This is a genomic window from Marinobacter sp. BW6 (genome assembly GCF_008107725.1).
In the GTDB taxonomy this organism is placed as follows: Bacteria; Pseudomonadota; Gammaproteobacteria; order Pseudomonadales; family Oleiphilaceae; genus Marinobacter.
Map to the genome: position 1 here is coordinate 726,496 of NZ_VIRN01000064.1, position 23,642 is coordinate 750,137.

General features: G+C 58.6%; 28 protein-coding genes and 1 other RNA gene. 11 read left to right on the forward strand and 18 right to left on the reverse strand.

From position 1 onward, the window contains the following. Positions 1 to 53 precede the first annotated feature (53 nt). Positions 54 to 1,589 carry a threonine ammonia-lyase, biosynthetic gene (ilvA, locus tag FMN52_RS11855; protein ID WP_148608810.1) on the forward strand — a complete coding sequence of 512 codons (1,536 nt, stop codon included), beginning with the start codon at positions 54 to 56 and terminating at the stop codon, positions 1,587 to 1,589. Between the two features lie 254 nt (positions 1,590 to 1,843). Further along, positions 1,844 to 2,005: a hypothetical protein gene (locus FMN52_RS19860; protein ID WP_162851870.1), complete on the forward strand. Its 162-nt coding sequence runs from the start codon at positions 1,844 to 1,846 to the stop codon at positions 2,003 to 2,005. Here FMN52_RS19860 and FMN52_RS11860 read toward each other — a convergent pair. The 6 genes from FMN52_RS11860 to FMN52_RS11885 form a co-directional block, all read right to left on the reverse strand. Then, the gene (locus FMN52_RS11860) at positions 1,987 to 2,622 is read right to left on the reverse strand and encodes a 5-formyltetrahydrofolate cyclo-ligase (RefSeq protein ID WP_148608811.1); all 636 of its coding nucleotides are present in this window, start codon (positions 2,620 to 2,622) and stop codon (positions 1,987 to 1,989) included. The two genes, FMN52_RS19860 and FMN52_RS11860, sit on opposite strands and share 19 nt — an antisense overlap. Before the next feature lie 4 nt (positions 2,623 to 2,626). Then, positions 2,627 to 2,808, reverse strand: a non-coding RNA gene (ssrS, locus tag FMN52_RS11865) — 6S RNA. A 62-nt stretch (positions 2,809 to 2,870) separates the two neighbouring features. Next, on the reverse strand, positions 2,871 to 3,167 hold the full coding sequence (locus tag FMN52_RS11870) for a cell division protein ZapA (protein WP_014578418.1): 297 nt from the start codon (positions 3,165 to 3,167) through the stop codon (positions 2,871 to 2,873). Next, positions 3,167 to 3,373 carry a TIGR02449 family protein gene (locus tag FMN52_RS11875; RefSeq protein WP_008170964.1) on the reverse strand — a complete coding sequence of 69 codons (207 nt, stop codon included), beginning with the start codon at positions 3,371 to 3,373 and terminating at the stop codon, positions 3,167 to 3,169. Before FMN52_RS11875 ends, FMN52_RS11870 begins: the two co-directional genes overlap by 1 nt. A 103-nt stretch (positions 3,374 to 3,476) precedes the next feature. Beyond that, complete coding sequence (locus FMN52_RS11880) at positions 3,477 to 4,751, reverse strand: ABC transporter permease (RefSeq protein ID WP_148608812.1); 1,275 nt, start codon at positions 4,749 to 4,751, stop codon at positions 3,477 to 3,479. Beyond that, positions 4,748 to 5,464: an ABC transporter ATP-binding protein gene (locus FMN52_RS11885; RefSeq protein WP_148608813.1), complete on the reverse strand. Its 717-nt coding sequence runs from the start codon at positions 5,462 to 5,464 to the stop codon at positions 4,748 to 4,750. Before FMN52_RS11885 ends, FMN52_RS11880 begins: the two co-directional genes overlap by 4 nt. Before the next feature lie 67 nt (positions 5,465 to 5,531). Between FMN52_RS11885 and FMN52_RS11890 the strand changes: the two genes are divergently transcribed. After that, positions 5,532 to 6,053 carry a DUF3299 domain-containing protein gene (locus FMN52_RS11890; protein ID WP_148608814.1) on the forward strand — a complete coding sequence of 174 codons (522 nt, stop codon included), beginning with the start codon at positions 5,532 to 5,534 and terminating at the stop codon, positions 6,051 to 6,053. 13 nt (positions 6,054 to 6,066) lie between these two features. Here the strand turns inward: FMN52_RS11890 and FMN52_RS11895 are convergent, their stop codons facing one another. Continuing rightward, on the reverse strand, positions 6,067 to 6,627 hold the full coding sequence (locus tag FMN52_RS11895; RefSeq protein ID WP_148608815.1) for a DUF2796 domain-containing protein: 561 nt from the start codon (positions 6,625 to 6,627) through the stop codon (positions 6,067 to 6,069). Between the two features lie 137 nt (positions 6,628 to 6,764). Here FMN52_RS11895 and FMN52_RS11900 point away from each other — a divergent pair, with 137 nt between their 5' ends. The 5 genes from FMN52_RS11900 to FMN52_RS11920 are packed head-to-tail and all read left to right on the forward strand — an operon-like array spanning position 6,765 to position 12,150. Further along, positions 6,765 to 7,364 (forward strand): UPF0149 family protein, encoded by a 600-nt coding sequence (locus tag FMN52_RS11900; protein ID WP_053113127.1) that lies wholly within the window; start codon positions 6,765 to 6,767, stop codon positions 7,362 to 7,364. 26 nt (positions 7,365 to 7,390) lie between these two features. Further along, complete coding sequence (gene pepP / locus FMN52_RS11905; protein WP_148608816.1) at positions 7,391 to 8,710, forward strand: Xaa-Pro aminopeptidase; 1,320 nt, start codon at positions 7,391 to 7,393, stop codon at positions 8,708 to 8,710. A gap of 6 nt (positions 8,711 to 8,716) precedes the next feature. Continuing rightward, positions 8,717 to 10,000 carry a 2-octaprenyl-6-methoxyphenyl hydroxylase gene (gene ubiH / locus FMN52_RS11910; protein WP_148608817.1) on the forward strand — a complete coding sequence of 428 codons (1,284 nt, stop codon included), beginning with the start codon at positions 8,717 to 8,719 and terminating at the stop codon, positions 9,998 to 10,000. After that, the gene (locus tag FMN52_RS11915) at positions 9,993 to 11,216 is read left to right on the forward strand and encodes a UbiH/UbiF/VisC/COQ6 family ubiquinone biosynthesis hydroxylase (protein WP_148608818.1); all 1,224 of its coding nucleotides are present in this window, start codon (positions 9,993 to 9,995) and stop codon (positions 11,214 to 11,216) included. The genes ubiH and FMN52_RS11915 overlap by 8 nt, the downstream gene beginning before the upstream one ends. 19 nt (positions 11,217 to 11,235) lie before the next feature. Beyond that, positions 11,236 to 12,150 carry a DUF808 domain-containing protein gene (locus FMN52_RS11920; RefSeq protein WP_148608819.1) on the forward strand — a complete coding sequence of 305 codons (915 nt, stop codon included), beginning with the start codon at positions 11,236 to 11,238 and terminating at the stop codon, positions 12,148 to 12,150. 13 nt (positions 12,151 to 12,163) lie between these two features. On the opposite strand, the gene FMN52_RS11925 is transcribed toward FMN52_RS11920, so the two are convergent. The 9 genes from FMN52_RS11925 to ubiE form a co-directional block, all read right to left on the reverse strand. Further along, positions 12,164 to 12,883 (reverse strand): 16S rRNA (uracil(1498)-N(3))-methyltransferase, encoded by a 720-nt coding sequence (locus FMN52_RS11925; protein WP_148608820.1) that lies wholly within the window; start codon positions 12,881 to 12,883, stop codon positions 12,164 to 12,166. Continuing rightward, positions 12,880 to 13,665, reverse strand: coding sequence for a twin-arginine translocase subunit TatC (gene tatC / locus FMN52_RS11930; RefSeq protein WP_148608821.1), 786 nt, complete (start codon positions 13,663 to 13,665; stop codon positions 12,880 to 12,882). The genes FMN52_RS11925 and tatC overlap by 4 nt, the downstream gene beginning before the upstream one ends. Next, a complete protein-coding gene (gene tatB / locus FMN52_RS11935; RefSeq protein WP_148608822.1) occupies positions 13,662 to 14,135 on the reverse strand; it encodes a Sec-independent protein translocase protein TatB in 474 nt (157 codons plus the stop codon). Before tatB ends, tatC begins: the two co-directional genes overlap by 4 nt. 11 nt (positions 14,136 to 14,146) lie before the next feature. After that, positions 14,147 to 14,386: a Sec-independent protein translocase subunit TatA gene (gene tatA, locus FMN52_RS11940; RefSeq protein WP_148608823.1), complete on the reverse strand. Its 240-nt coding sequence runs from the start codon at positions 14,384 to 14,386 to the stop codon at positions 14,147 to 14,149. Between the two features lie 88 nt (positions 14,387 to 14,474). Beyond that, entirely contained in the window at positions 14,475 to 14,804 is a 330-nt protein-coding gene (locus FMN52_RS11945) for a phosphoribosyl-ATP diphosphatase (RefSeq protein WP_014578404.1), read from the reverse strand. Positions 14,805 to 14,816: 12 nt separating this feature from the next. Next, the gene (hisI, locus tag FMN52_RS11950) at positions 14,817 to 15,233 is read right to left on the reverse strand and encodes a phosphoribosyl-AMP cyclohydrolase (protein WP_148608824.1); all 417 of its coding nucleotides are present in this window, start codon (positions 15,231 to 15,233) and stop codon (positions 14,817 to 14,819) included. Between the two features lie 27 nt (positions 15,234 to 15,260). Further along, complete coding sequence (ubiB, locus tag FMN52_RS11955) at positions 15,261 to 16,904, reverse strand: ubiquinone biosynthesis regulatory protein kinase UbiB (protein ID WP_148608825.1); 1,644 nt, start codon at positions 16,902 to 16,904, stop codon at positions 15,261 to 15,263. After that, on the reverse strand, positions 16,901 to 17,542 hold the full coding sequence (locus tag FMN52_RS11960) for an SCP2 sterol-binding domain-containing protein (protein ID WP_148608826.1): 642 nt from the start codon (positions 17,540 to 17,542) through the stop codon (positions 16,901 to 16,903). The genes ubiB and FMN52_RS11960 overlap by 4 nt, the downstream gene beginning before the upstream one ends. Beyond that, entirely contained in the window at positions 17,542 to 18,333 is a 792-nt protein-coding gene (gene ubiE, locus FMN52_RS11965) for a bifunctional demethylmenaquinone methyltransferase/2-methoxy-6-polyprenyl-1,4-benzoquinol methylase UbiE (protein WP_148608827.1), read from the reverse strand. The genes FMN52_RS11960 and ubiE overlap by 1 nt, the downstream gene beginning before the upstream one ends. 125 nt (positions 18,334 to 18,458) lie before the next feature. Between ubiE and FMN52_RS11970 the strand changes: the two genes are divergently transcribed. Next, positions 18,459 to 18,737, forward strand: a complete 279-nt coding sequence (locus FMN52_RS11970; protein WP_148608828.1) for a polyhydroxyalkanoic acid system family protein — start codon at positions 18,459 to 18,461, stop codon at positions 18,735 to 18,737. A 19-nt stretch (positions 18,738 to 18,756) separates the two neighbouring features. Here FMN52_RS11970 and FMN52_RS11975 read toward each other — a convergent pair whose 3' ends face one another. After that, on the reverse strand, positions 18,757 to 19,506 hold the full coding sequence (locus FMN52_RS11975) for a hypothetical protein (RefSeq protein WP_148608829.1): 750 nt from the start codon (positions 19,504 to 19,506) through the stop codon (positions 18,757 to 18,759). A gap of 83 nt (positions 19,507 to 19,589) precedes the next feature. Beyond that, positions 19,590 to 20,513 (reverse strand): alpha/beta hydrolase, encoded by a 924-nt coding sequence (locus FMN52_RS11980; protein ID WP_148608830.1) that lies wholly within the window; start codon positions 20,511 to 20,513, stop codon positions 19,590 to 19,592. 324 nt (positions 20,514 to 20,837) lie between these two features. Here FMN52_RS11980 and FMN52_RS11985 point away from each other — a divergent pair, with 324 nt between their 5' ends. Then, positions 20,838 to 22,244, forward strand: a complete 1,407-nt coding sequence (locus FMN52_RS11985; protein ID WP_148608831.1) for a WS/DGAT domain-containing protein — start codon at positions 20,838 to 20,840, stop codon at positions 22,242 to 22,244. A 187-nt stretch (positions 22,245 to 22,431) separates the two neighbouring features. After that, entirely contained in the window at positions 22,432 to 23,532 is a 1,101-nt protein-coding gene (locus FMN52_RS11990) for a porin (RefSeq protein WP_148608832.1), read from the forward strand. Positions 23,533 to 23,642 lie beyond the last annotated feature (110 nt).

The window sequence follows — 23,642 nt, forward strand, 5'->3', positions numbered from 1 at the left end:
GGGTTTTTCTCAGCCAGTCATCACTCACACATCGACCAAAAGCCGGAACTGCTATGCCGCAACGCTACATCAAGAAGATTCTCGATGCGCGCGTCTATGACGTGGCCATCGAAACACCCCTGACTGAAGCCCGCAGTCTGTCCAAGCGCTTTGGCAACAATATTCTGCTCAAGCGTGAAGATCTTCAGCCGGTGTTCTCCTTCAAGATTCGTGGTGCCTATAACCGGATTGCGCAGCTTTCCGAGGAGCAGAAGGCCAAGGGTGTTATCTGTGCCTCCGCCGGTAATCATGCCCAGGGTGTGGCGCTGGCTGCCAAGAATCTGGGGATCAAGGCGGTGATTGTGATGCCGCAAACGACACCCGAGATCAAGGTGCGCTCGGTGCGGGACCACGGTGCCAGGGTTGTTCTCAAGGGCGATGCCTTTGATGAAGCCGCTGCCCACGCCCAGGAGCTGATCCAGAAACACGGTTACACCTACATCCCGCCGTACGATGATCCCGATGTGATTGCCGGGCAGGGCACGGTGGCCATGGAAATCATGTGGCAGTTCAGCAAGCCGATCCACGCGATCTTTATCTGCGTTGGTGGCGGTGGACTGATTGCCGGCATGGCCGCCTACATCAAGTATCTGCGCCCCGAAATCAAGGTGATTGGCGTTGAGCCCGAGGACTCCAACTGCCTGCAGGCTGCCATGAAGGCGGGCAAGCGGGTGGTGCTGGACGAAGTGGGCATCTTTGCTGACGGCGTGGCGGTCAAGCAGATTGGCAAGTACCCCTGGGAAATCTGCAAAGATCACGTGGACGAGGTGATCACGGTATCCACCGACGAAATCTGCGCGGCCATCAAGGATGTGTTCGAGGACACCCGTTCCATTGCCGAGCCGGCCGGTGCCCTCGGTGTGGCGGGCATCAAGAAATACATCGAGCGCGAGAAAGTCGAGGGCGAGAACCTGATTGCCACCCTGAGCGGTGCCAACATGAACTTCGACCGTCTGCGCTACATCTCCGAACGCACGGAAGTGGGCGAGAAACGCGAGGCCATCCTGGCGGTGACCATTCCGGAGAAACCGGGCGCCTTCAAGACCTTTATCAACGCCCTGCACAAGCGCAGCATTACCGAGTTCAACTACCGCTATGCGGACGCCACCAATGCCACGATTTTCGTGGGCATCCAGATTGCTGCGGGTGGCCATGGTCGCGAAGATCTGGTTCAGGATTTGCGGGAGAGCGGATACTCGGTGGTTGACCTTACAGACAGCGACCTTGCCAAGCAGCACATTCGGCACATGGTGGGCGGCCACGCGCCGACCATCACCAACGAGAAGGTGTTCCAGTTCGAGTTCCCGGAGCGCCCGGGGGCGTTGCTCAAGTTCCTGATGTCTCTTGGTACCCGCTGGAATATCTCCATGTTCCACTACCGCAACCACGGTGCAGCATACAGCCGTGTGTTGCTGGGCGCCCAGGTGGACGACGACGAGGTGCAGGATTTCGAGAAAATGCTGGATAAGGTCGGCTTCCGCTATGAAAACATGACGGATAATGAGGCCTATCAGCTGTTTCTTGGCCAGGGAAATGCACGATCGAGTTAACGTGGAGTGGGTCAGGGTCTGGTAGAGCTTTCCAAAACTGTGCGGAGCCAAGCGTACAGGGACGTATCCACAGCGTGTTTTGGAAAGCTCTGTCAGACCTTGGCCGGTCGCCGCACACAAAGCTTACCTAATTTTAATCTGTGAAAAATTGTAAAACTGAAGATGCGTGTTAGTCTTTCTTCTGATTCTTGAAGTCAAGAATAGCTCACTGATTTCCCAACACTTTCAAAACTGCATCTTGAGGAACTGAAGCCATGGGCGGCAAGCCTGACATCATCAAAGCCATTGTGCTGATTTTTGCCATCGGCCTTGTGATTACTGGTTTCACATCCATCCACGCCTCCGAAGACAAAGGCGCACGAGCCGCCAATCTTGTTGGCTCTGTTCAGGTAGTGAGTCAGCCGCTGAACCGGTAACGTCGCTTATCGGTCACCACGCTGTGCAAAGGCACGTCCCAGGGCTCTACCGGCAGCTTTTTCACCTTCTGAAAATCATGTGCCAAGCCAATCATTTTTGGCGCCAGTCTTGGTCGTATCCGGCTGAAGGCAAACGTCCTGTCATAGAAGCCTCCACCCATTCCCAGTCTTCCGCCCTGTTCGTCAAAACCCACTAGCGGAAACAGCACCGCATCCAGTGCCCATGCCGGGCGTCGCAGACCTTTGCTGAATGCGGGCTCGGGGATGCCAAACCGGTTGGCTGAGAGCTCTACACCATCGTAGTAGGGGCTGAAAACCAGCCTGCCTTCATGAATTGGATGCAGTACCGGCAGATAGAAGCGGATGCCTTTGCGCTGTGCGACGTCCAGGTAGACGTGAGGATCAATTTCACCATCGTTGGGCAGGTAGATGGCAATGTGCCGGGCGCGATGCAGGTCTGGATTCTTCAGCAGGTTAAGAGCAAGGTGCTCGGCCGCCTGTTGCTGTTGCTCGAAACTCAGCTCACGGCGATGCTGCCGCAGGCGTTTTCGAAGTTCACTGCGTGAGAGGGTATCGGGATGGGATTGGAACGGTTGAGGCTCGATAAACTGGCTCAAAATAAAGCTTCCCGGGCTGCCGTTATCGGATGTTGCCCTTGAACCCAAAGTTCAAGGTCGGTGGCCGCTGTGACATATTAGGCTTTCCCCTGACGGGGACGTGCTCACAATGCCCTGAAGTAGCCACCTGGGTAATGCGCATCGGCTCGAGGACGTATCCGACTATCCCGAACAGCCCAGGAAGTTGTTCTTATTATACGGGCAGTGTCGGGGCCGATTGCAACACCTGTCTGAGATTCTCTGCGGATTTAACGGCCCGAGCCATCACCAAGGGCGCCGTCCAGTTTATTGTCCATGGCCCGCAGCAAGGTGCTGGTGGCGTCAGACATGGTGTCGCGCTCGAGCAGTTCGTGGGTAATGTTCAGAGCTGCCATGACGGCAATACGCTCGGTGCCGAAAACCTTGCCGCCGGCGCGAATTTCCCGCATTTTGCTGTCCAGATGCCGAGCGGCCCGTAGTAATGCCTCCTGCTCTTCCTCGGGGCAGGCGACCAGGTATTCCTTGTCGAGGATCTTCACCTCAACTGTGGTGGATTGCTGTGCCATCAGTGATGCTCCAGGGCCCGAAGGCGGCTGATCATGGCTTCGATCTTGTGCTTCGCGTGATCGTTTTTCTGCACCAGCTGGGCCCGTTCCCGGTTCCAGTCATCCTGCAGTTCCCGCAATGTGGCGTTATCCCGCTCAAGTTTCTGACAGCGTTCAATCAGCCTGTCCAGCTTGTCCGCTAATGCCTGTACTTCGGACTGTTCCATGACGTGCCCAGCAGTGGTTTGAGGTAATTGCAACTAACTATAAGTGTGGACGCTAAGTCGGTCAATTTACAGGCTTGTCATTGGACTCCTTGCGTGATGCGCATCACTGATCCGCGGCCTCGCCGAACCCCAGTCGGCGACTCTGGCGCCAGGTGCTGAAAGCCGGTATCAGAGCCACGGTAAAGGCGGCGATCGGAACTGAGGTCAGCAACGCCCATTCCTCAGGTGTCAGCGGACGCAGCGAGATCTGCAGGCCATAGTTGGCCAGCAGCCAGGGGCTTGCCAGTGAGACGCCTGCCATGCCAATACCCAGAGCCAGCACGCAGGCAGCCAGGGCAAGGGCGACACACTCAAGGATGTACAGTGAGGCTATCAGAGCCGGGGATGCACCGGTTGCTCTGAGTACGGCGATCTCATGGGCTCGCTGGGCCTGCAAGGTCAGAAGCACCGCAACCAGCCCGATCAGGCTGGTGATTACCACAAAACCGGTGATGCCCAGCAGCGCTCGCTCAAACTGGCCCATCAGTCGCCAGAGTTCACTGAGGGCGACTCCCGGGAGTATGGCCGAGAGCGGCTCGCCGGCAAACTGGTTGATTTCCCGCTGTATGCGGAAGGTCAGGATTTGCCGGTCGATGCCAACGAATGCGGCGGTAATGGCATCGGGTGTGAAATCTCGGCCCTTTGCCTGCTCCGGTGTGATTGTCCGTCCGGGGATGGCGACCCCGGATTCCCAGCCCACGTGCATGGCCTCCATGCCGTCCAGGCTGATATACACGGCCTGGTCCACCGGAGTGCCAGTGGGCGCCAGTATGCCGGTGACGGTAAACGGCGTGTCTTCGTGGTTGGAGAAGCTGGTGCGTCCACCGCCATGGGATAGCACAATCTGCTCGCCCACCTGATGCGCCAGCGACCGGGCAACGCCGGCGCCCAACACCACATCAAACACTCCTTCAAACCACTGGCCGTCATCCAGTTCGAGGGGCAGATCGCGACCGTAGCGGAAGTGCTTGAAAAAGTTCTCGTCTGTGGCGACCACACGATTACCCCGGTAGCTGTCTCCGAGCGAAATCGGAATCAGCCAGGCCAGGCGGTTATCGTCTTTCAGGCTCTGGTAGGTCGACCAACGAATGTTGTTGGTGGCATCGCCAATATGAAACACGGTGTATAACAGAAGATTCAGCTGGCCACTTCGGGCACCGACGATCAGGTCGGTACCGCTGATGGTGCTGGTGAAAGACTGTTTGACCTCCGTGCGCAGGTACTGGATGCCCAGCAACAGGGAAACGCTGAGCGTCAGGGTCAGACACACCAGGGCCAGTACTTTTTTCCGGTGCCAGAGGCTGGCCAGGGCGAGTGTCAGGGCAAGGCGTGCTTTCATGTCCGATTACCCCGCAGTTCCAACTGATTACCGAAATGGCGGGCCAGGGACTGATCGTGACTGACAAACAGGACCGAGGTGTTATGCCGGTGGGCAAGATTCAGGAGGAGTTCGAGAAACCGGTCACGGTTGTCAGCATCCAGTGCCGAGGTGGGCTCGTCCGCGAGAATCAGGCCTGGGGCGCCGATCAGTGCCCGTGCGGCAGCGATTCGCTGTTGCTGGCCTATGCTCAGTCTGGTGACTTTACGGTGCCAGTGATCTTCGGGAATTGACAGGGCTGCGAGCAATTGCTCCGCCTCGTCTGCGACCGTAGGTTCGGTGCGCTGTTTGCGCAGTTCAGAAAGCCCGCAGGGCAGGGTGACGTTGGCCCGGGTTGTCAGGTAGGGCACCAGGTTGAACTGCTGGAAGATGACGCCCATGTGGTCGGCCCGGAACTGGTCCCGGGCGCCAGCGCCCAGTCGGTGAATGTTGGTGCCAAGAACCCTTACGGAGCCAGTGGCAGGACGAAGCATCCCCGCCAGAAGGCTCAGGAGTGTGCTCTTGCCGCTGCCGCTGGAGCCGTGCAGAAACAGGTGTTCACCGCGTTTCAGAGTAATATCCGGAAAGTTGAGGGGCGCCTGTGCCGCGTCCCAGGAAAAACCAAGCCCGCTGACGTCAATCGAGGTTTCCGTGCTCCGGGAACTGTTGCTGGCTAAGTCTGTCTTGCTGGTCATGTTGGTTGCTGTCTGCCCGGTGTATGATTGCGGCTTCCGTATTTCACTATCAGGAGTATGTGGTCCAATGATGTCTGCCCCGGCGCGTTTGCGCTTTGCGCTGCCCTCTCTCACCGCGCTTGCACTGGTGCTCTTGCTCCCGGCAACAGGCCGGACCGAAACCCGGGAAATTGACTGGCTTGAGCTGATGCCCGCCGAGGACCTGGCGCTGTTGGAGAATATGCCAGAGATTGAGCACGAGGGCGATGGCCCGCCGCTGCTGCCGGACGAGATCATGACCGGTCGGGTTGTGCCGGAAATGGGCGATGTGGAAGGGCGCATTCCCGGCTTCGTGGTGCCTCTCAAGACAACCGAGGATATGCGCATCCTGGAGTTCTTCCTGGTGCCCTACTACGGTGCCTGTATTCATGTGCCGCCACCGCCGCCAAATCAGATTATTCACGTCAAGTACAAGGAAGGTTTCACGCTTGAGGCCCTGTACGATCCCGTCTGGATCGAAGGCAAGCTTGTAATCGACCGCACCGAGAATGACATTGGCACATCTTCCTATTCCATGGTCGCAACCGAGGTTGAGCCCTACGAGGAGTAACTGGCGAGGTCCATCATTGGGCTCCTGGCCTGACCCTGGTCTCCCCTTGGCCCAGGCGGTCTGAACCCTGGCCTCCCGACCAGATCCATTCAACGTTGAGATTCTCTATCTCGGGAAAACGGATTGTGATCGGTGTTGAAAGCGCCTCGGAAGGCTTCAGATCTGGACAACTCAGGGTCTGGGTAACTTCGAAATCCGAGTGGGAGGATTCGTCCGGATGATCATGGTCATGCCCATGGTTGTGTCCGTGATCATCGCCACCTGCCTGATGATGCACTACCGCATTCATGACGGTGCAGCTCCCCTCGCGAGTGTTCGTCAGGGGAGTCTGTCCAAGCCAGTTGGTCACCTGGTTAACCAGTGCCTTCTGCTCGTCCGAACGGGCACGATGTTCAAATCCCAGCAAGTTGTAGGCCGGTGATGTGAAAATCAGGTCAACCTGGTTTCCATCGATGGCCAGTTGCAATTCGGCATGACCGTGCTGGTGAGCGCCCGGGTTGTTGCTGGCAAAAGCGGAGCCGGCTGTCAGGACGGTGGCGGACAGAAGGGCACGGGTTACCTTTGATGGCGTCATGGCATTGTCTCATGGTGCAAAATGATATGTTATAACATATTGTTCGCTTCCCGGGTAAAAATCAACAGGCAGTGCCTTGGCATCGCCTGAATGCTAAAGTAGTCCTTTAATTCATCAACACAGGATCCGCCTGTTTCATGTCAGAAACCGACACTTCCGGTGCTGCCCGCGCCGCCGAATTCGAGCGCTGGGCCAACGTTTTTACAGCCCACAAGGCGTTCAGCCACCCATCCGAGTTGCACGGTGCACTCTGTGGTCGCCTGGCGGCCGGGTCCCGTATTGAAGAGCCGGAGTGGCTGGCCATGGTGTGCGAGCACATGGGGCTGGCTGAGGACGCAGCCGAGGAGTCTGACGATCTCGCGCCGTTCATGAACCGGGCCTATGAGCAGACCCTTGAGCTCTTGAAATCAGCCGACATGAGTTTCCATCCTTTACTGCCGGATGACGACTACGCCATCGAGCAGCGGCTGGAGGCCCTCGTTTCCTGGGTGCGGGGATTCTTGGAGGGTATGGCACTGTCGGCCGGTGAGTCGCTTGGCCAGGCGCCCGATGAGATCCGGGAGCTGATTGAGGATATGGTGGCCATCAGTCAACTGTCCGAAGAGGAAGAAGCGGACGACGAAAGCGAGCAGCAGTTGCTGGAAATTACCGAATACATCCGGCTGGGGGCGCTCGCCGTGTTTACCGAATTCAATGCCCCTGAACCGCCCAAGTCTGATTCGCCGACCCTGCACTGATCAGGGTCCTGATTGCAGGAGAGACTATGAACTCAATGATTCCTGTAAAGGAATTTGCCGAGCGTCGTCGCAAGCTGATGGAGCGTATGGCGCCAGACAGCATTGCGATTATTCCAGCTGCCCCTGAGCGTGTTCGTAACCGGGATGTGCTGCACCCGTTCCGCCAAGACAGCGACTTTCATTATCTCACCGGTTTTGGTGAGCCCGAGGCCGTGCTGGCCCTGATTCCGGGGCGTGAACACGGGGAATCGGTACTGTTTTGCAAGGAGCGTGATCCACAGAAAGAGCTCTGGGACGGATTCCTGGTAGGCCCGGAAGGCGCCATTGAACGTTATGGCCTGGACGATGCGTTTCCGATCGCAGACATCGACGACATCCTGCCGGGCATGATCGAAGGTCGCAGCCGGGTGTATTATCCCCTGGGCAAGGACGACCACTTCGATGCGCGGGTCATGGACTGGGTGAAGATGATTCGCAGCAAGGTTCGCAGCGGGGCCCATCCGCCCGGCGAATTCGTGGCCCTGGAGCACCTGCTTCATGACCTGCGTCTTTACAAGAGCGCCAATGAGATCAAGATCATGGCCAAGGCAGGCCAGATCAGTGCCGAAGCCCACTGCCGCGCCATGAAACGGGCCCGCAAGGGCGGCTTCGAGTACAACCTTGAGGCGGAACTGATTCACACGTTCATGGAGCATGGCGCCCGGTCCACGGCTTACCCGTCGATTGTGGGTGGGGGCGCCAATGGCTGCACCCTGCATTACATCGAGAACAGTGCGCCGCTGAAAGACGGCGATCTGGTACTGATCGATGCCGGCTGTGAATACCAGTGCTACGCCTCCGATATTACCCGCACCTTCCCGGTCAGCGGAAAGTTCAGCAACGAGCAGCGGGCCCTGTATGAGGTGGTGCTGGCGGCGCAGTACCAGGCCATTGAGGCTGTGTCGCCGGAAAACCACTGGAACCGGCCACATGAGGCGGCGCTGGAAGTACTGACCCAGGGCCTGATTGATTTGGGGCTGTTGTCTGGCACCCTGGAAGACGCCATTGCCAATGAAGCCTACAAACCCTTCTTCATGCACCGAACCGGCCACTGGCTGGGGCTGGATGTACACGACGTGGGCGATTACAAGGTCGGTGACGCCTGGCGTCAGCTGGAGCCCGGAATGGCGCTGACGGTAGAGCCTGGGCTGTACATCGCGCCGGATAACACCGATGTGGATGAGAAGTGGCGTGGCATCGGTATACGGATCGAAGACGATGTGGTGGTGACCAGGGACGGCTGCCGGGTTCTGACCGAAGCAGTCCCGAAGACCATTGCAGAAATCGAAGCCCTGATGGCGGACTGAGACCTTGTGACCAAGCCTGATACTGATCTGATCATTGCCGGTGGTGGCCTTGCCGGAGCAACCCTGGCGTTGGCGCTGGCGCGGATGGTGCCGTCGCTCCGTGTGACGGTGGTTGAGGCGTTTCCGCTCTCTCCCGATGCCCTGCCGGACAGCTACCAACCCAGCTACGACGCACGTTCTACGGCGCTGGCCTGGGGTTCCCGGCTGATCTTTGAAGAGCTGGGGCTCTGGCATCGGCTCGCCGAGCATGCCACTCCCATCGAACACATCCATGTTTCTGATCGAGGGCACTTCGGCGCCACCCGGTTGCATGCCGCCGAGCATGGTCAGCAGGCGCTTGGTTACGTCGCTGACAATCGCTGGATGGGCCTGTGCCTGATGCGGGAGCTACTGGAAACCAATGTTCAGTGGCGGGCGCCGGCTGAAGTAACGGACATGACGCCCATTGCTGGCGGCGTCCGGGTGCGGTTGTCGGAGGACGGCGTAGAGGTCCCGGAACTGACGGCCCGCTGCCTGGTGGTCGCGGATGGCGGTCGCTCCGGATTGCGGGAGAAGCTCGGTTTCAGAACCGATCGCCACAGCTACGGCCAGAATGCCCTGATCGCTAATGTCTCCACCAGTGACAGCCACGGTTTCACCGCCTTTGAGCGGTTCACCGACGCCGGTCCCATGGCGCTTTTGCCTCATGGTTCTCCCACGCGCGCCGGGCAGCAGTCGGCCCTGGTCTGGACATTATCCGATGAGGTCTTGCAGGAGGTTCTGGAGCTGCCCGACGACGAGAAATGTCGCTGGCTTCAGGATCGGTTTGGCTGGCGCCTGGGCCGGTTTACCCGCTTCGGTGCCTGTCACCATTACCCGTTGACTCTGACCACGGTGGACGAGCCGGTGCGGCCCGGTGTCGCTCTGGTGGGCAATGCTGCTCACGCCCTGCATCCGGTGGCCGGGCAAGGGTTCAATCTGGCGCTGCGAGGTCTAATGACACTGGTCGAACAGTTCCGGCTGGCGGAAGAGCAGGGCCGATCGATCGGCGATCTTGATGTTCTGAAGCGTTACCAGGCTTTGCATCGTCAGGACTGGCGGCAGACTGTGCGCTTCTCCGATTCTCTCGTGCGCCTGTTCGGGCATTCCATGCTGCCGGTAACCGCTGCCCGTGACGCCGGACTGGTCGGCCTTGATCTGCTGCCCGGGGCAAAACGCTGGTTCGCGCGTAAGGCTATGGGGCTTGGCGGTCGCCGGGCGGTGATTGACCGTCCCGTAAACTTGAATCGGGAGGCGCCAGGTCATGAGTGAGGTGAAAACCTTCGATATTCTTGTGGCCGGTGGCGGCATGATCGGCTCCGCTCTGGCTCTCGGGCTCTCACGCCAGGGCTGGCGTATAGGGCTGGTTGAGGGTTCCGATCACGAAACCCTGGTTCGGGCGCCGGATCCCGCGACCACCGTTGCAGATTTCGAGCCGCGGGTCAGTGCCATTTCGGTCGCCAGTCAGCAGTTGTTGGAGCAGCTTGGCGTCTGGTCCGAGGTGACCGCTGGCCGGCACTGTCCTTATCAGGCTATGACGGTTTGGGATGGTGATGGCACGGGGCGCATACAGTTTGAGGCTGCCGAGCTACAGGCGAGGGTCCTTGGAACGATTGTCGAGAACAGCAGTATCGTGCGGGCCCTGTTCAGGGCGCTGGAACAAAGTCCGGTTGAACTGATTGAGGGTGCGAGGATTACTGGCTGCAAACGGTTGTCCGATGACGTCACCGTTGAGCTGGAGGATGGCGGATCCTTGTCTGCCGGATTGGTAGTGGGTTGTGACGGTGCCAATTCCCGTCTGCGTCAGTGGGTGGGCCTGCCAACCCGCGAGTGGGACTACGACCAGCAGGCGATTGTGTGCACGGTGCGAACCACCCAGAGCCACCGCTTTACCGCCTGGCAGCGGTTTTCCACGACCGGGCCACTGGCCTTTCTGCCTTTGCTGCCCGAGTCTGGAAATGAGCATTTCTGTTCCATTGTCTGGTCCCAGGATACCGAGGAAGCCGGGCGTCTGATGGCCCTGGATGACAGCGAGTTCGCAGCGGAACTTGAGCGTGCCATTGAACGGGAGCTGGGTGCAATTGAGGCGGTCTCCAGCAGGTTTGCCTTTCCGCTTCGCCAGCGCCACGCGAAAGACTACATCGCGCCCGGTTTTGCCCTGGTAGGCGACGCAGCTCATACCATCCATCCGCTGGCGGGGCAGGGTGCCAATCTGGGCTACGGCGATGTGCGCGCTATGCTCGACGAGCTTGCGCGGGCAAAGAAAACAGGCCTGAGTCCAGCCAATGACCTGGTTCTGGCGCGCTACCAGCGCCGGAGAAAAGGTGAGAATCTGACCATGATGGCGGCCATGGAGGGTTTCAAACAGCTGTTTGGCCGTGATGAGCTGCCAGTGCGCTGGCTGCGCAACACCGGCCTGCGCTGGCTCAATCAGTTGGGCCCGGTCAAAAACCGTATTGCTGCTGAGGCCATGGGTCTTAACAGCTGAACAGAAAAGGAATTTTCCAATGGCAGGAAGCAGTCTTCTGGTTCTGATCGATGACATCGCCACCGTACTGGACGATGTTGCCCTGATGACCAAAACCGCTACCAAGAAAACTGCGGGTGTTCTGGGTGACGATCTGGCACTCAACGCCCAGCAGGTGACTGGCGTGAAACCTGCGCGGGAGTTACCCGTGGTCTGGGCGGTCGCCCGGGGTTCAATGATCAACAAGGCAATCCTGGTGCCAGCGGCCCTTGCGATCAGTTTTTTCATGCCCTGGCTGGTTACGCCGTTACTGATGCTCGGTGGTGCCTTCCTGTGTTTCGAGGGCTTCGAGAAACTGGTGCACAAGTTTCTGCATCGGGAGGAAGATCAGAAGCGCAAAGGGGAGCTGCATGAGGCCCTCAAGAATCCGAAGGTCGATCTGCGAGCGATCGAGAAGGACAAGATCAAGGGCGCCATCCGCACCGATTTCATTTTGTCTGCCGAGATTATTGCCATCACTCTGGGAACGGTGACGACCCAGACCATCGGCATGCAGTTCATGGTGTTGGCGGTGGTTGCCATCCTGATCACGGTGTGTGTCTACGGCCTGGTGGCGGGGATCGTGAAACTGGACGACGGCGGCCTTTACCTCAGTCAGCAAGACAATCCGGTGCTCCAGAAACTGGGCTCAGGCATTCTCTGGCTGGCCCCCTATTTGATGAAAACGCTCTCCATTCTTGGCACTCTGGCAATGTTTCTGGTGGGCGGCGGGATTCTCACCCACGGCTTTACCCCGGTCTATGACGCCATTCATCACTTTGCGGAAGGTTTTAGTGGGGTGGTTGGCATGGTCATGCCAACGATAGCCAACGGCCTGTTTGGTGTGTTTGCCGGTGCGTTACTGGTCGCCATTATCACCCCGCTGACCCGGTGGTGGCAGGCGCGGAACGCCTGAGATGCCCCGGGGGCTAGAGGCAGGCGTCGAACAGCCGGCTCACCAGCACCGGTACTGCGGTTTCCACCCGTAGAATGCGGGGGCCGAGATGTACGCTCTGGCAACCGGCTTCTTCCAGTTTGCCCACTTCGTAATCGGTAAAGCCACCCTCCGGGCCAATGCAGAGCACCGTCGGCTGGTTCAGGTGAACCGGACAAGGGGTGCTGGTGCCAGGATGCGCTACCAGGGCCTGCTTGTCCGCCAAAAGCGCTGGCAACTCGTCTTCCACGAAGGGTTTGAACAACTTGCGGATCTGCACCCGTGGCATCAGGGTGTCTTTCGCCTGCTCCAGCCCAAGGGTTAGGTTTTCCCGAAGCTGCTCGTCAGATAGCCAAGGTGTCTGCCAGAAGCTTTTCTCCACCTTGTAGCTGTTGATCAGCCAGAGGTCCTTCACGCCCAGGGCGGCGCAGGTTTGCAGGATGCGACGGAACATCTTTGGCCGGGGCATGGCCAGGATCAAAGTGAGCGGCAGTGGGGGCGGGGTAGGCTGATCCAGCGTAACCTGCAACTCCACTTCGGTATCAGTAAGTCGGACTACCTCACCGGTTCCAATTTGGCCTCCCGCCCGGCCTACAGGGACCGTGTCACCAGCCACGACTTTGATAACGGAATGCAGGTGGGCCAGACGCCGGCCGCTCAGAACGGCTCGGTCAGGCGCGACGAAATCCTCGTCAAACAGTAACGCCAGATTCATTCGTTCGCAGGCTCATCGCTATCCGGGTCTGCTACTTCCCGTCTTGCCAGCCGCCCGAACAGTATGCCGATCTCGAACAGGATCCACATGGGCACCGCCAGGAGGGTCTGGGAAATAATATCAGGCGGGGTCAGCATCATGCCGATGATAAAACAGCCCACGACCACATAGGGGCGTTTGGCCGCCAGATCCGCCGGTGTAGTGGCGCCGGTAAGGATCAACAGCACGGTGGCGATCGGAATCTCAAAGGCCACGCCGAAGGCGAAGAACATCTTGAGCACAAAATTGAGGTAGCTGGTGATGTCTGGCAATTCGACGATGCCTTCCGGCCCTATCGCGGTAAAGAAGCCGAACACCAGCGGGAAAACCACGTAATAGGCGAACGCCGCGCCCGCGTAGAACAGAATCACTGAGGTAAAAAGCAAGGGAAAGGCCAGCCGTTTCTCATGAGCGTAGAGGCCCGGCGCAATGAAGCTCCAGAGCTGATAGAGGATGATCGGGATGGCGGCGAACACGGCCAGCACCAGGGCCAGCTTCAACGGCGCGAAGAACGGCGAGGTGACGTCCGTTGCGATCATGGTCTGGCCAACAGGCAACAGCGAGCGGATGGGTTCGGACAGCCACAGGTACAGCTCGTTGGCAAACGGATAAATTGCAGCGAAGCAGACCAGCACCGCAAGGACCATTTTCAGAAGGCGATTACGCAGCTCGAGCAGGTGCTCGATCAGTGGCATTTCCTGCTGTTCCGGAGGCAGCTGGTTGCCGTCGGGTTTTGCATTCATGAACGGTTATCCGGCGGACTTTGCGGGGTTTCGCTTTTGGGTTGTTCTTTTCCGGCAGAACCCACATCAGGACTCTGCGAGGAGTCACTGGCATCAGCGTGATCCTGTGCCGGAGCCTCGGAAGCTTTCGATTGGCTGGACACCCGTCGTGTCGCGGGTGCTGGTCTTGGCTTCTGGGTCTCGTTCTCGGGCAGGATCATGTGCTCATACTTCTTGGCCTCGTCCAGGGCGCCGCGTACGGTTTTCTGGACGTCGTCCAGGCCAACGTCTCCTGCCTTGCGAAGCTCGTCTCGGAGTTCGCCGGCTTTCAGTTCCCGGTCCAGCTCCGAGGTGAACTGGCCGACCATGCGCCGTGCACCACCCACCCAGCGACCGGCCGCACGGGCGGCCGCAGGCAGACGCTCGGGACCGAGCACCAACAGCGCTATGACGCCGCAGATCAGCAGCTCAAGAAAGCCGATATCGAACATTCAGCCTAATCTCAGCTGTGGGACTTGTCCCGGGGCTTGTCTTCGGCCGCAGCCTGTTGCTGTGGCTGCTCCTCTTCCTTGCCTTCCAGGGATTCCTGGTTTTCGGCCTTGGAGTCCTCATCGCTCATGGACTTCTTGAAGCCGCGAATGGCACCACCAAGGTCGCTGCCGATGTTGCGCAGTTTCTTGGTTCCGAACAACAGAATGACAATGCCGAGTACGATAAGTAATTGCCAGATGCTGATACCCATTACGGGGTCCTCGTTTTAATGTTTCTGTTCAGTGACATTGTACGTTACCAGAACGGTTACGCGGAAACCCCTTTAGAGGTATTACCGCTCACTTGTTCCTTGACGCTTTTTCTTCAAGGCCTGAAAGGTCGAACCGGCTGGCCAGTTCGTCCAGGATATCTTTCGGACCAAGGCCCAGTCTCGACAGCATGACCATGCTGTGGAACCACAGGTCCGCCGTTTCATAAACCACGTCCCGGGTTTCGCCAGAGTGTTCAGCGTCCTTGGCGGCCAGCAGGGTTTCCGTGCACTCTTCCCCTACTTTTTCCAGAATCTTGTTCAGACCCTTGGCATGGAGGCTGGCTACATACGAGGTTTCCGGGTCTGCTTCCTTCCGGGCTTCCAGAACCCGTGCAAGGTTTTCCAGTACATCACTCACTGTCCGTACTCCTCAGTTGCTGCCGTAGATAGTGCCGGGATCCTTGATCACCGGGTCAACACTGACCCACTGACCGTCTTTCAGAGTCCGGTAGAAGCAGCTGCGTCTGCCAGTATGGCAGGCGATGCCACCTTTTTGTTCCACTTTCAGCAGGATGACGTCTTCGTCGCAGTCCAGTCTGATGTCCCGGATGACCTGCTGGTGTCCTGAGGTTTCCCCCTTGCGCCAGAGCTTACCCCGAGAACGGGACCAGTACACGGCCTGGCCTTCTTCGGCGGTCAGCCTGAGAGACTCGGGGTTCATCCAGGCCATCATCAGGATTTCGCCGGTTTCGGCATCCTGGGCGATGGCCGGCACCAGGCCGTCCTCTGTCCATCGAATGGCATCCAGCCAGTCAGGGGTCTCGACGTTATCCGAGCTATTTTGCATTTTCGTGAATCCTGAAATCTTTATCGGTTATCGGCTGCCCCGGAGCATCAGTCCGCCGGCAATGGCAAACAGTGCCCAGCTCCAGGTAGGTACGCTTTCAATCCACTGCTGGCCCTCAGGCTGGGTGCCTAAAACGCCCCCGATAATCAGCAGTACCGCGAGTGTACCCCGTCGCCAGCGCCGCTCGGTGCGGATCTGCTGCTCGCGGAGCAACTCCAGTGTCGCCCGGTTCTGGGGCTCGGTGGGCCCGGCTTGTCGCAGCTGGAGGAGGGCATCGTGCACCAGTTGAGGCATTTCCGGCGACTGTTCCAGCCAGGATGGGAGATGGGATTGCAGAGACTTGATCAGCCCGGATGGGCCAATGCGCTTCCGCATCCAGGTCTCAAGGAAGGGTTGCGCTGTGCTCCAAAGATCCAGATCCGGATACAGCTGGCGACCCAGGCCTTCCACATTCAGCAGGGTTTTCTGCAGCAGAACAAGCTGGGGCTGCACTTCCATGTTGAATCGCCTTGCGGTCTGAAAAAGGCGCAACAGGAAATGGCCGAAAGAGATGTCCTTCAAGGGTTTCTCGAAAATGGGCTCGCAGACAGTACGGATGGCCGCCTCAAACTGGTTTACCGGCGTATCGGGTGGTACCCAGCCGGACTGAATGTGCAGCTGTGCAACCTGCCGGTAATCGCGGCGGAAAAAGGCCAGAAGGTTTCGGGCAAGATAGCTCTGGTCGTCCGGTGCCAGGGTGCCGACGATGCCGAAATCGATGGCGATATACCGGGGATCCGAGGGATTGGACGTATCCACAAAGATGTTGCCCGGATGCATGTCGGCATGGAAGAAGCTGTCCCGGAACACCTGGGTAAAGAAAATTTCCACGCCTTTTTCAGCCAGCACCTTCATGTTGACGCCAGCGGCCTTCAGGGCTGCGGTATCGGCAATGGGAATGCCGTGAATGCGCTCCATCACCAGCACCGATTTGCGGGTGTAGTCCCAGTCGATAAACGGAATATAGATCAGCGAGGAATTCTCGAAATTCCGGCGCAGCTGACTGGCATTGGCAGCCTCTCGCTGAAGGTCCAGTTCGTCGTGAATGGTGGAGTCGTAGTCGGCAACCACTTCCACCGGATGCAGGCGCTTGCCCTCGGACCAGTACTTTTCCAGCAGGCCCGCCATCATGTACATCAGGGCCAGGTCCTGGCGGATCACCCTCTCGATGCCGGGGCGCAGTACTTTCACCACCACCTTCTGACCGTTGAGCAGGGTGGCAGCATGCACCTGGGCAACCGACGCGGAAGCCAACGGGTCCGGGCTGAATTCGGCGAACAGTTCAGAGACCGGGGCACCGAGGGAGGTTTCGATAATGCCCCGGGCTTCATCGCTCGGAAACGGCGGTACCCGGTCCTGAAGGTTCTTGAGAGATTCGGCCATGTCATCCGGCAGGAGATCCCGTCGGGTGGAGAGTATCTGGCCGAACTTTACGAATACCGGCCCCAATTCTTCTAGCGCAAGCCGCAGGCGATCGCCACGGTCAAGCTTGGGTTTGGGGAACAGGTGCCACGGCGCAAGCAGGAAAAACACCTTCAGGGGCGCAGGCAGTTCTGCGATTGGCAGGAACGTGTCCAGCCGATAGCGGCAGAATACCCAGGCAATTCGAAACAGGCGTTGCAGGCGGGTCACAGGTTCTCCGGTTCGTCAGTCTTGCCGCGGTTTTTAACGAGGTTCAGCCGGGCTTCCAGTCTTTCGGTGCGCAGGTTCAGTTCGTCGATGTCCTCGAATGTGGCTTCCAGTTCCCGTCGCCCGGGCAGGGCACGACTTTCTTCGTGCACATACTCTTCGATGTTGGCATTCAGGGACTGAAAGGCCTGTCGACTCCATCGGATAGCGCCGCGAACCCGTTGGCCCAGAAAGTGCGCGGGTACATCGCCGATGTGCCGGGCCATGGCGGCCTCCCAATCCGGCTCAAGCTGATTCAGGGCACGTTGCAGCTGATGGGCCAGGGCCGTGTCGCCGGTCACCTCAAGACGGCCGTCGGCAAAGACCCGGTCATCGCCGGTGGCCAGCGCTGCAAAGGCGATGGGCTTGCCGGTGATCTCCAGAGCAGGCTGGTCGGCCGGCTGGGTGCCAACCCGGACGCGGTTTCCGGCACGGTCCAGGGTGTAGGTCAGGGGGAAAGGATCGGTGATATTGAACTGCACCGGGCCCGCTAGTGCTTCCATCAAGGCATGATGCCCCGCCGGATCCAGTTCCAGCGCCCGGTTGAGGGCGCTTTCCAGGATCGCGGAGACAGCGGAAAGCAGGGTGGGGCCGGCAACCATCAGGGCTTGATTCCCACATGCAGGGCGACAATGCCGCCGGTCATGTTGTAGTACTTGCAGTTCACCAAGCCGGCATTTTCCATCATGCCCTTGAGGGTATCCTGGTCCGGATGCATGCGGATGGATTCGGCCAGATACTTGTAGCTTTCGCTGTCGCCGGCGAAAAGCTGGCCCATCAGTGGCAGAGCGGAAAACGAGTAGGTGTCGTAGGCCTTGCTCAACAAAGGATTGGTCGGCTTGGAGAATTCCAGGATCATCAGTTTGCCACCGGGTTTGAGAACCCGGGTCATGTCGCGCAGGGCCTGATCTTTATCGGTGACATTGCGCAGACCGAAGGCAATGGAAACCGCGTTGAAATTGTTGTCCGGGAACGGAAGGTGCTCGGCATCCGCCTGCACGTACTCAATATTGCCGGCATAGCCGCGGTCGGTCAGGCGGCTGCGGCCCACCTGGAGCATGGAGGCATTGATGTCGGCCAGCACCACCTTGCCGGTGGGGCCCACCAGGTCTGAAAACTTCATGGTGAGGTCACCGGTGCCGCCGGCAATATCCAATACCTGGTGGCCGGGCCGCACCCCGGAAAGCTCGATGGTGAAGCGCTTCCAGAGCCGGTGGATCCCCATGGACATCAGGTCATTCATGAGGTCATATTTGCCTGCCACACTGTGGAATACCTCTGCCACCTGGCTCGCTTTCTGGCTTTTCGGTACATTGCGGAAGCCAAAGTGGGTGACGTCATCCTGGCCGGTATTATTCGCGGCCTGGTTGGCTGGCGTTTGCTGCTCACTCATGGGAGATGTCCTGTCAGAATCTGAACCCCGTATTCTAACCGCTGACGGGGTTGCTACAAGGGTGGCGGCGAGTTAAATAGCGCCCTAAACTGTAAATTCGTCCAAATCCGAGAGAAAACGTTTTCATGTCCGTCATTGATGTACACCGCCCGCATACCCTGGATAAAGAACACGCCAGACAGGCTGCCGAAACCCTGGCCAAAGACCTCTCCAGCCAATTCGACGTGCATTACCAGTGGGAAGGCGATCACCTGAAATTCAAGCGCAGCGGCGTCAAGGGGCATCTCAACATTACCCCGACGGATCTGCACATTCATCTGGAGCTGGGCATGATGTTACGGCCCTTCAAATCCCGGATCGAGCAGGAAATTCACTCCCAGCTGGACCAGATCATCAAGGCCTGAAGCACCAGCTTCCGGTGACTCAGAGGCTTTCCGGCAGGCTGAACGGGTCCGGGTGATGGTTGAGTATATTGCGCATCACCTGCTGTTCCCGGGAGACCAGGCGGTCGATCAGTAGCTCCACATCGTCCATCTTGCGGAAGGCCGAATAGCCCCGGTGCAGGAAGCTGTGCAAGTCCCTCAGATCGGCCATTTCCGCCGGGCCCCGGGTCATCGACAACAGCCATCCAAGGGTGCGGTTGCGGACATAGCGATCCAGCTGCTGGCCCACGTCAGCCACCAGGGAGATTTGCTTTTCCCGCTGATCCAGCAACCTGCTCTCACGGTAGGCGGCACAGTAGTCCTCGGTGGTTAAGGAGTGGGCGGGTACGCTCTGGAGGTGGAACAGCTCGGCCAGCTCGAGGTCCAGCCGTTGGGTAATCAGGTTCAGCTCCACCAGGCCAGCAAACGTGTCTAACAGGTTATCCGGCAGCCACTTCACCATCTTGGGAAACACGCGATCAATATTGTCATCCCGGTGGGTCATTCCGGCAGGCGCGTACAGGTCGGTCAGCAAGAATTCCAGGCCGTGATGGTAGCCGGGGTGATGGTAGAGGTCTTCGTGGGTTGTCTTCAGCCGTTCAGCCTGCCAGTCGGCGATGTGGGATGCGTTCTCCAGCAGCGGGTGCGTGGCTTTAAGATGCCGGAAATCATGGTAGTCCAGCAGCAGTTTTTGCAGCCGGCGAGCGCTTTCGGTGCGGGCTTCGGTAGCGACAAGGCGCTCTCGGTACATGGGCAAGGGCTCCACTAAACCTGAAGAAAAGAGCGTAGTTTAGCGGAGCTTTGGCGGTCTTGCAGCAGGTCACTGGCCGGGCGCTAGCCCTGTGCGGCTGCGGGCAGCGTTTCGAACCCCGGGACCCATTCCTTGCTGTCGAGGGTAATGAAATGGCTCGGTGCTTCGGTTTCCACGATTCGCATTGTGGTCGGGCTCTGGCGGGCGCTGGCCAGCATGGATGAACGATCGAGAATGCGATCCACGGCGGGGATCAGGAAGGTGCCATGGCGCACATGGCTGTAGACGCTGGTGTCCGTCCGTGCCATCCAGTCCATGATGTTCTCGATGTTACGAACAATGGTCAGATGGTCCCTGGTGGCGGAAAACAGCTTGCTCAGCAGTTGTTTCTTCCGTGGGTTCATCTTGCCAAAGAAAGTCTGCCCGTAAGCTGAGGACGGGGCACTGTTGATCAGGCGGATCAGCCAGGGCCACATGCCGTGGCTGACAGGTTCCAGAATGGTCGTCACCAACGCCGAAAGCTTACCGTTGGGAAGTACGGGCGCTTCCAGTACGATTTCCACGTCGTCATAGAGCTGGGGCCATTGTTTGATGGCTTCCAGGATGACCGCCCCGCCCCGGGAGTGGCCATGTACCCGAATGTTTTCAGTGGTCGGCAGGCTGGAAAGCGCCTGGTTCAGAATGCAGGCATCGTACTCGATGGTGCCTTCCAGCTGTTTGATCGGCACTTCCCAGTCCGGGGTCTCCGGGGTCACGCCGTTCACCGGGATATGGTAATTGCTACAGGTAAGCAGGATCAGTTCGGTGGTGGGCGCTTCATAGGCCTGGGTGAAGTAGCAGTGGTTTTCCAGGAAGCCGTGCACGCCGATAACGGTCTGCTCGGCCTTGCCACTGTGGTTGCGAACGGACACGGCGCCCTTACCAACGCGATACACCTGCCCGGAGAACATTTCCGAGTAGGCGCTTTCAATCGGTTTTATCAGCTTGCGAACGTGGCTCGCTTTCATAACTGTTCTCCCGTCCAGCACGGCAATGGCCTGTTATTGGAATTCGAGTGTGCTGGTAAGCCTTTTGTACCCCGATTAACCCGTTGTGTTACTGGCTCTGAATACAGATTTTTCGATCTCTCAGGGCCAATTGGTGACAGGACCGGTTGATTAATAACCATTGCATCAAGGCTTATAACTAGTATAGGACTGAACAGTTACTCACGTGTAATTTTTTGTAACTGCGTGCGTTGGTGCCGCATATGGAGCCTGGGGAGCTTGTCTGGCACAATGCGGAGTTCGGTTTTTACTTACCTTTCACCACTTCTCCGGGGACGTTCGGGTTTGAGTCACGAACAATCGCATCTCCTGCTACCTACGGATTCGGCCTGGCTGGCCCTGGAGCGCCCGGAAAATCCCATGACCATCACTGTGATGCTTCGGGTTGATGGCCTCACCGCGCCACGCTTCCGTGAGTTTCTTCGGGTTTACTGGATGGCCTGGGCGCGTTTCCGGTACATGCCGGTCAAGCGCTCAGCTGCCTGGTGGTGGGAGCAGGATCCGACGTTTGATGTCCGTCACCACCTTGATGTGGTGGTAGACCGTTTCACCCCGGAAAATCTTCAGGAATGGGTGTCGGCGCGATTGAATCAGCCATTGCCCATGTATCGTCCGCGATGGAAATTCTGGCTGGCGCCCAATGCCGAGGGTGGAGCGGTACTGCTGCTGCGCATTCACCATTGCTACGCCGATGGTTTGTCCCTGCTGGGCATTTTTGATCGCCTGTGCCCACCTTCACCCCAGCAGCATCCGGCCATCTACGGCGCGCCTGAAACCGCGGAGCTTTCAGGCTGGACCGCTGCGGCGAAGGTTTGGCTCGGACAACTGATGGCTTCTGGAGAGTCCGCAGAAGAGGCCGATGGCGTTGCCGGTATAGACGAATCCGATGGCAATCAGTGGCAGGATGCTGGCCGTCTGCTCGAGCGGGTAGCCCAGAAAAGCCTGAAACTTGTAAATGAGTTCTCGGAATTCCTGGTTGAACCGGAAGATACAGCCACTGACTTAAGGCAGCCGCTGTTGGGGCGGCGGCACTGTCGCTGGTCTGAGCCGGTGCCCCTGGCGCGCTTCAGCAACATTGCCCGAGTCACCAACGTGACAATCAACGATGTGTTGCTGAGCTGTGTGGCGGCGGCTGTACGGACCCGTCTGGGCATTGAGGGCGAGGACCTGGACGAAGCCGTGCTGCATGCGGCCGTGCCGGTGGATATTCGCAGTCGCCTACCGGAGGAGCTCAAGCCGGCCTCCGGCACGCTGGGCAACTATTTTGGTACCGTGTTTGTGCCCCTGCCGGTGGATGGCGAAAGCCCCCTCGAGCGTCTTTACCGCATCAAGCATGAAACCCGCCGCCTGAAGAAAAGCTGGCAGCCGGGTATTGCCTGGGGCCTGGCGGCCAGTGCCACGATTGTGCCGGAGCCCTGGCGGGAGCCTCTGGCCGATGTATTCTATCGCAAGGCCAGTGCCGTGGTGTCCAATGTGCCCGGTACCCCGGAGGCTCGCTACATGGCCGGTTGCCGGATTACCGAGCAGATGTTCTGGGTGCCCCAGGCCGGCGATATCGGTCTGGGTATCAGCATCGTCAGCTACGCCGGCCAGGTGCAGTTTGGCGTCGTTGCCGATGAGGCGGTGATGGCCGATCCCGAAGACTTCCTCAACGACTGCCTGCAGGAACTGGCCCAGTTTCCCGGCGATTGACCCGCCTGGTCGTACTCCCAAAGTTTCAATTCAAGTGCCTCCCAAATGAGCAGAAAACCTGCTCCCTGGAAGCATTTTCCCCCTCCCTCGCATCACCGACCATGGAATTCAGGCGACAGACCGCGCCTGGGGCGTCCGGATGATCCGGGCCTCCGATCCCAGATTTCCAAAAACAACCGGGGGAACTATGAAAAACAATAACGTCAGAAAGTCAGGGTTAGCGATTGCCATGGCAGCGGCCATGGGTGCAAGCGCAGGGGCCAATGCCGCTGTTGAGCTGTATAACCAGGACGGCACCAGCTTTTCCGTGGATGGCTACTTCAATGCGTTCTACGTAAACCGTGACGACAAGCAGAACGACGTTCGGGATTCCCGCATCAAGATGGGCTTCCTGCCAAACACCATTGGCTTCAATTTCAGCAAGGATATGGGTGATCTGACCCTGGGCGGGCGGTCCTCGTTCTGGACGACCATCAATGACAGCCTTGATTCACCCACAGACACCGCCATCGACGTGCGTCAGTTCTATGCCACGGTAGATGGTGATTTTGGTCAGGTGCTGATTGGTAAGGACTTCGGCCTTTACGCACGCTCCAACATTTTCCTCGACGAAATCCTGATGGGATTCGGTTCCCCAGGCGTTGCCGGTGGCGTTTCCTTTGGCAATATCCGCGCGGGCTACCCATACCCGACACCGTCTGCCCAGATTACTTACCGCTCGCCGGATATGAGCGGCCTCAAAGTCGCGGCCGGTGTGCTGGATCCCGCCGATACGGTGACCGGTGCCAATGACGAAAACGCCGCTCCCCGCTTCGAGTCCGAGATAACCTACAACGCCAACCTGAACGATGTGGCCCTGACCGGCTGGGTGAACGGTCGCTATCAGTCTGCTGAAAATGGTAGTACCACTGTCGACAGCACAGGTCTTGGATACGGCGTCAAGGCGTCCGTCGCGGGACTGACCCTGGCAGCTTCGGGTTTTACTTCCAAGGGTGACAATCCGGTTCTGATCGGCAACGGAGCGGTGACCGAGGACGATGCAGACGGCTTTCTGGTTCAGGGCTCCTATGCTTTCGGCGCCAATCGCGTTGTGCTTTCCTACGGAGAGACGGATGCTGAAATCCTGAATCTGGAAACCGAGAGCACAACACTCGGGTTCTTCCATGATGTAAACAGCAACTTCAAGCTGGTTGCCGAGTACAACATGTACGAAGACAACAACCGCAGCACCGGCGCAACCACCACTGAGGCAGACACCATCGCCCTTGGCGCCATCGTGATGTTCTAAGCACTTCCTGGCGTTGCGGGTGGCCGGAGGCCCCTCGCAGCGTTGGTTGGTCTAAGACTAAAGTGCCGGTTTGCCAGAATATAAACCGGCAGCGCCACCAGGCATTGATT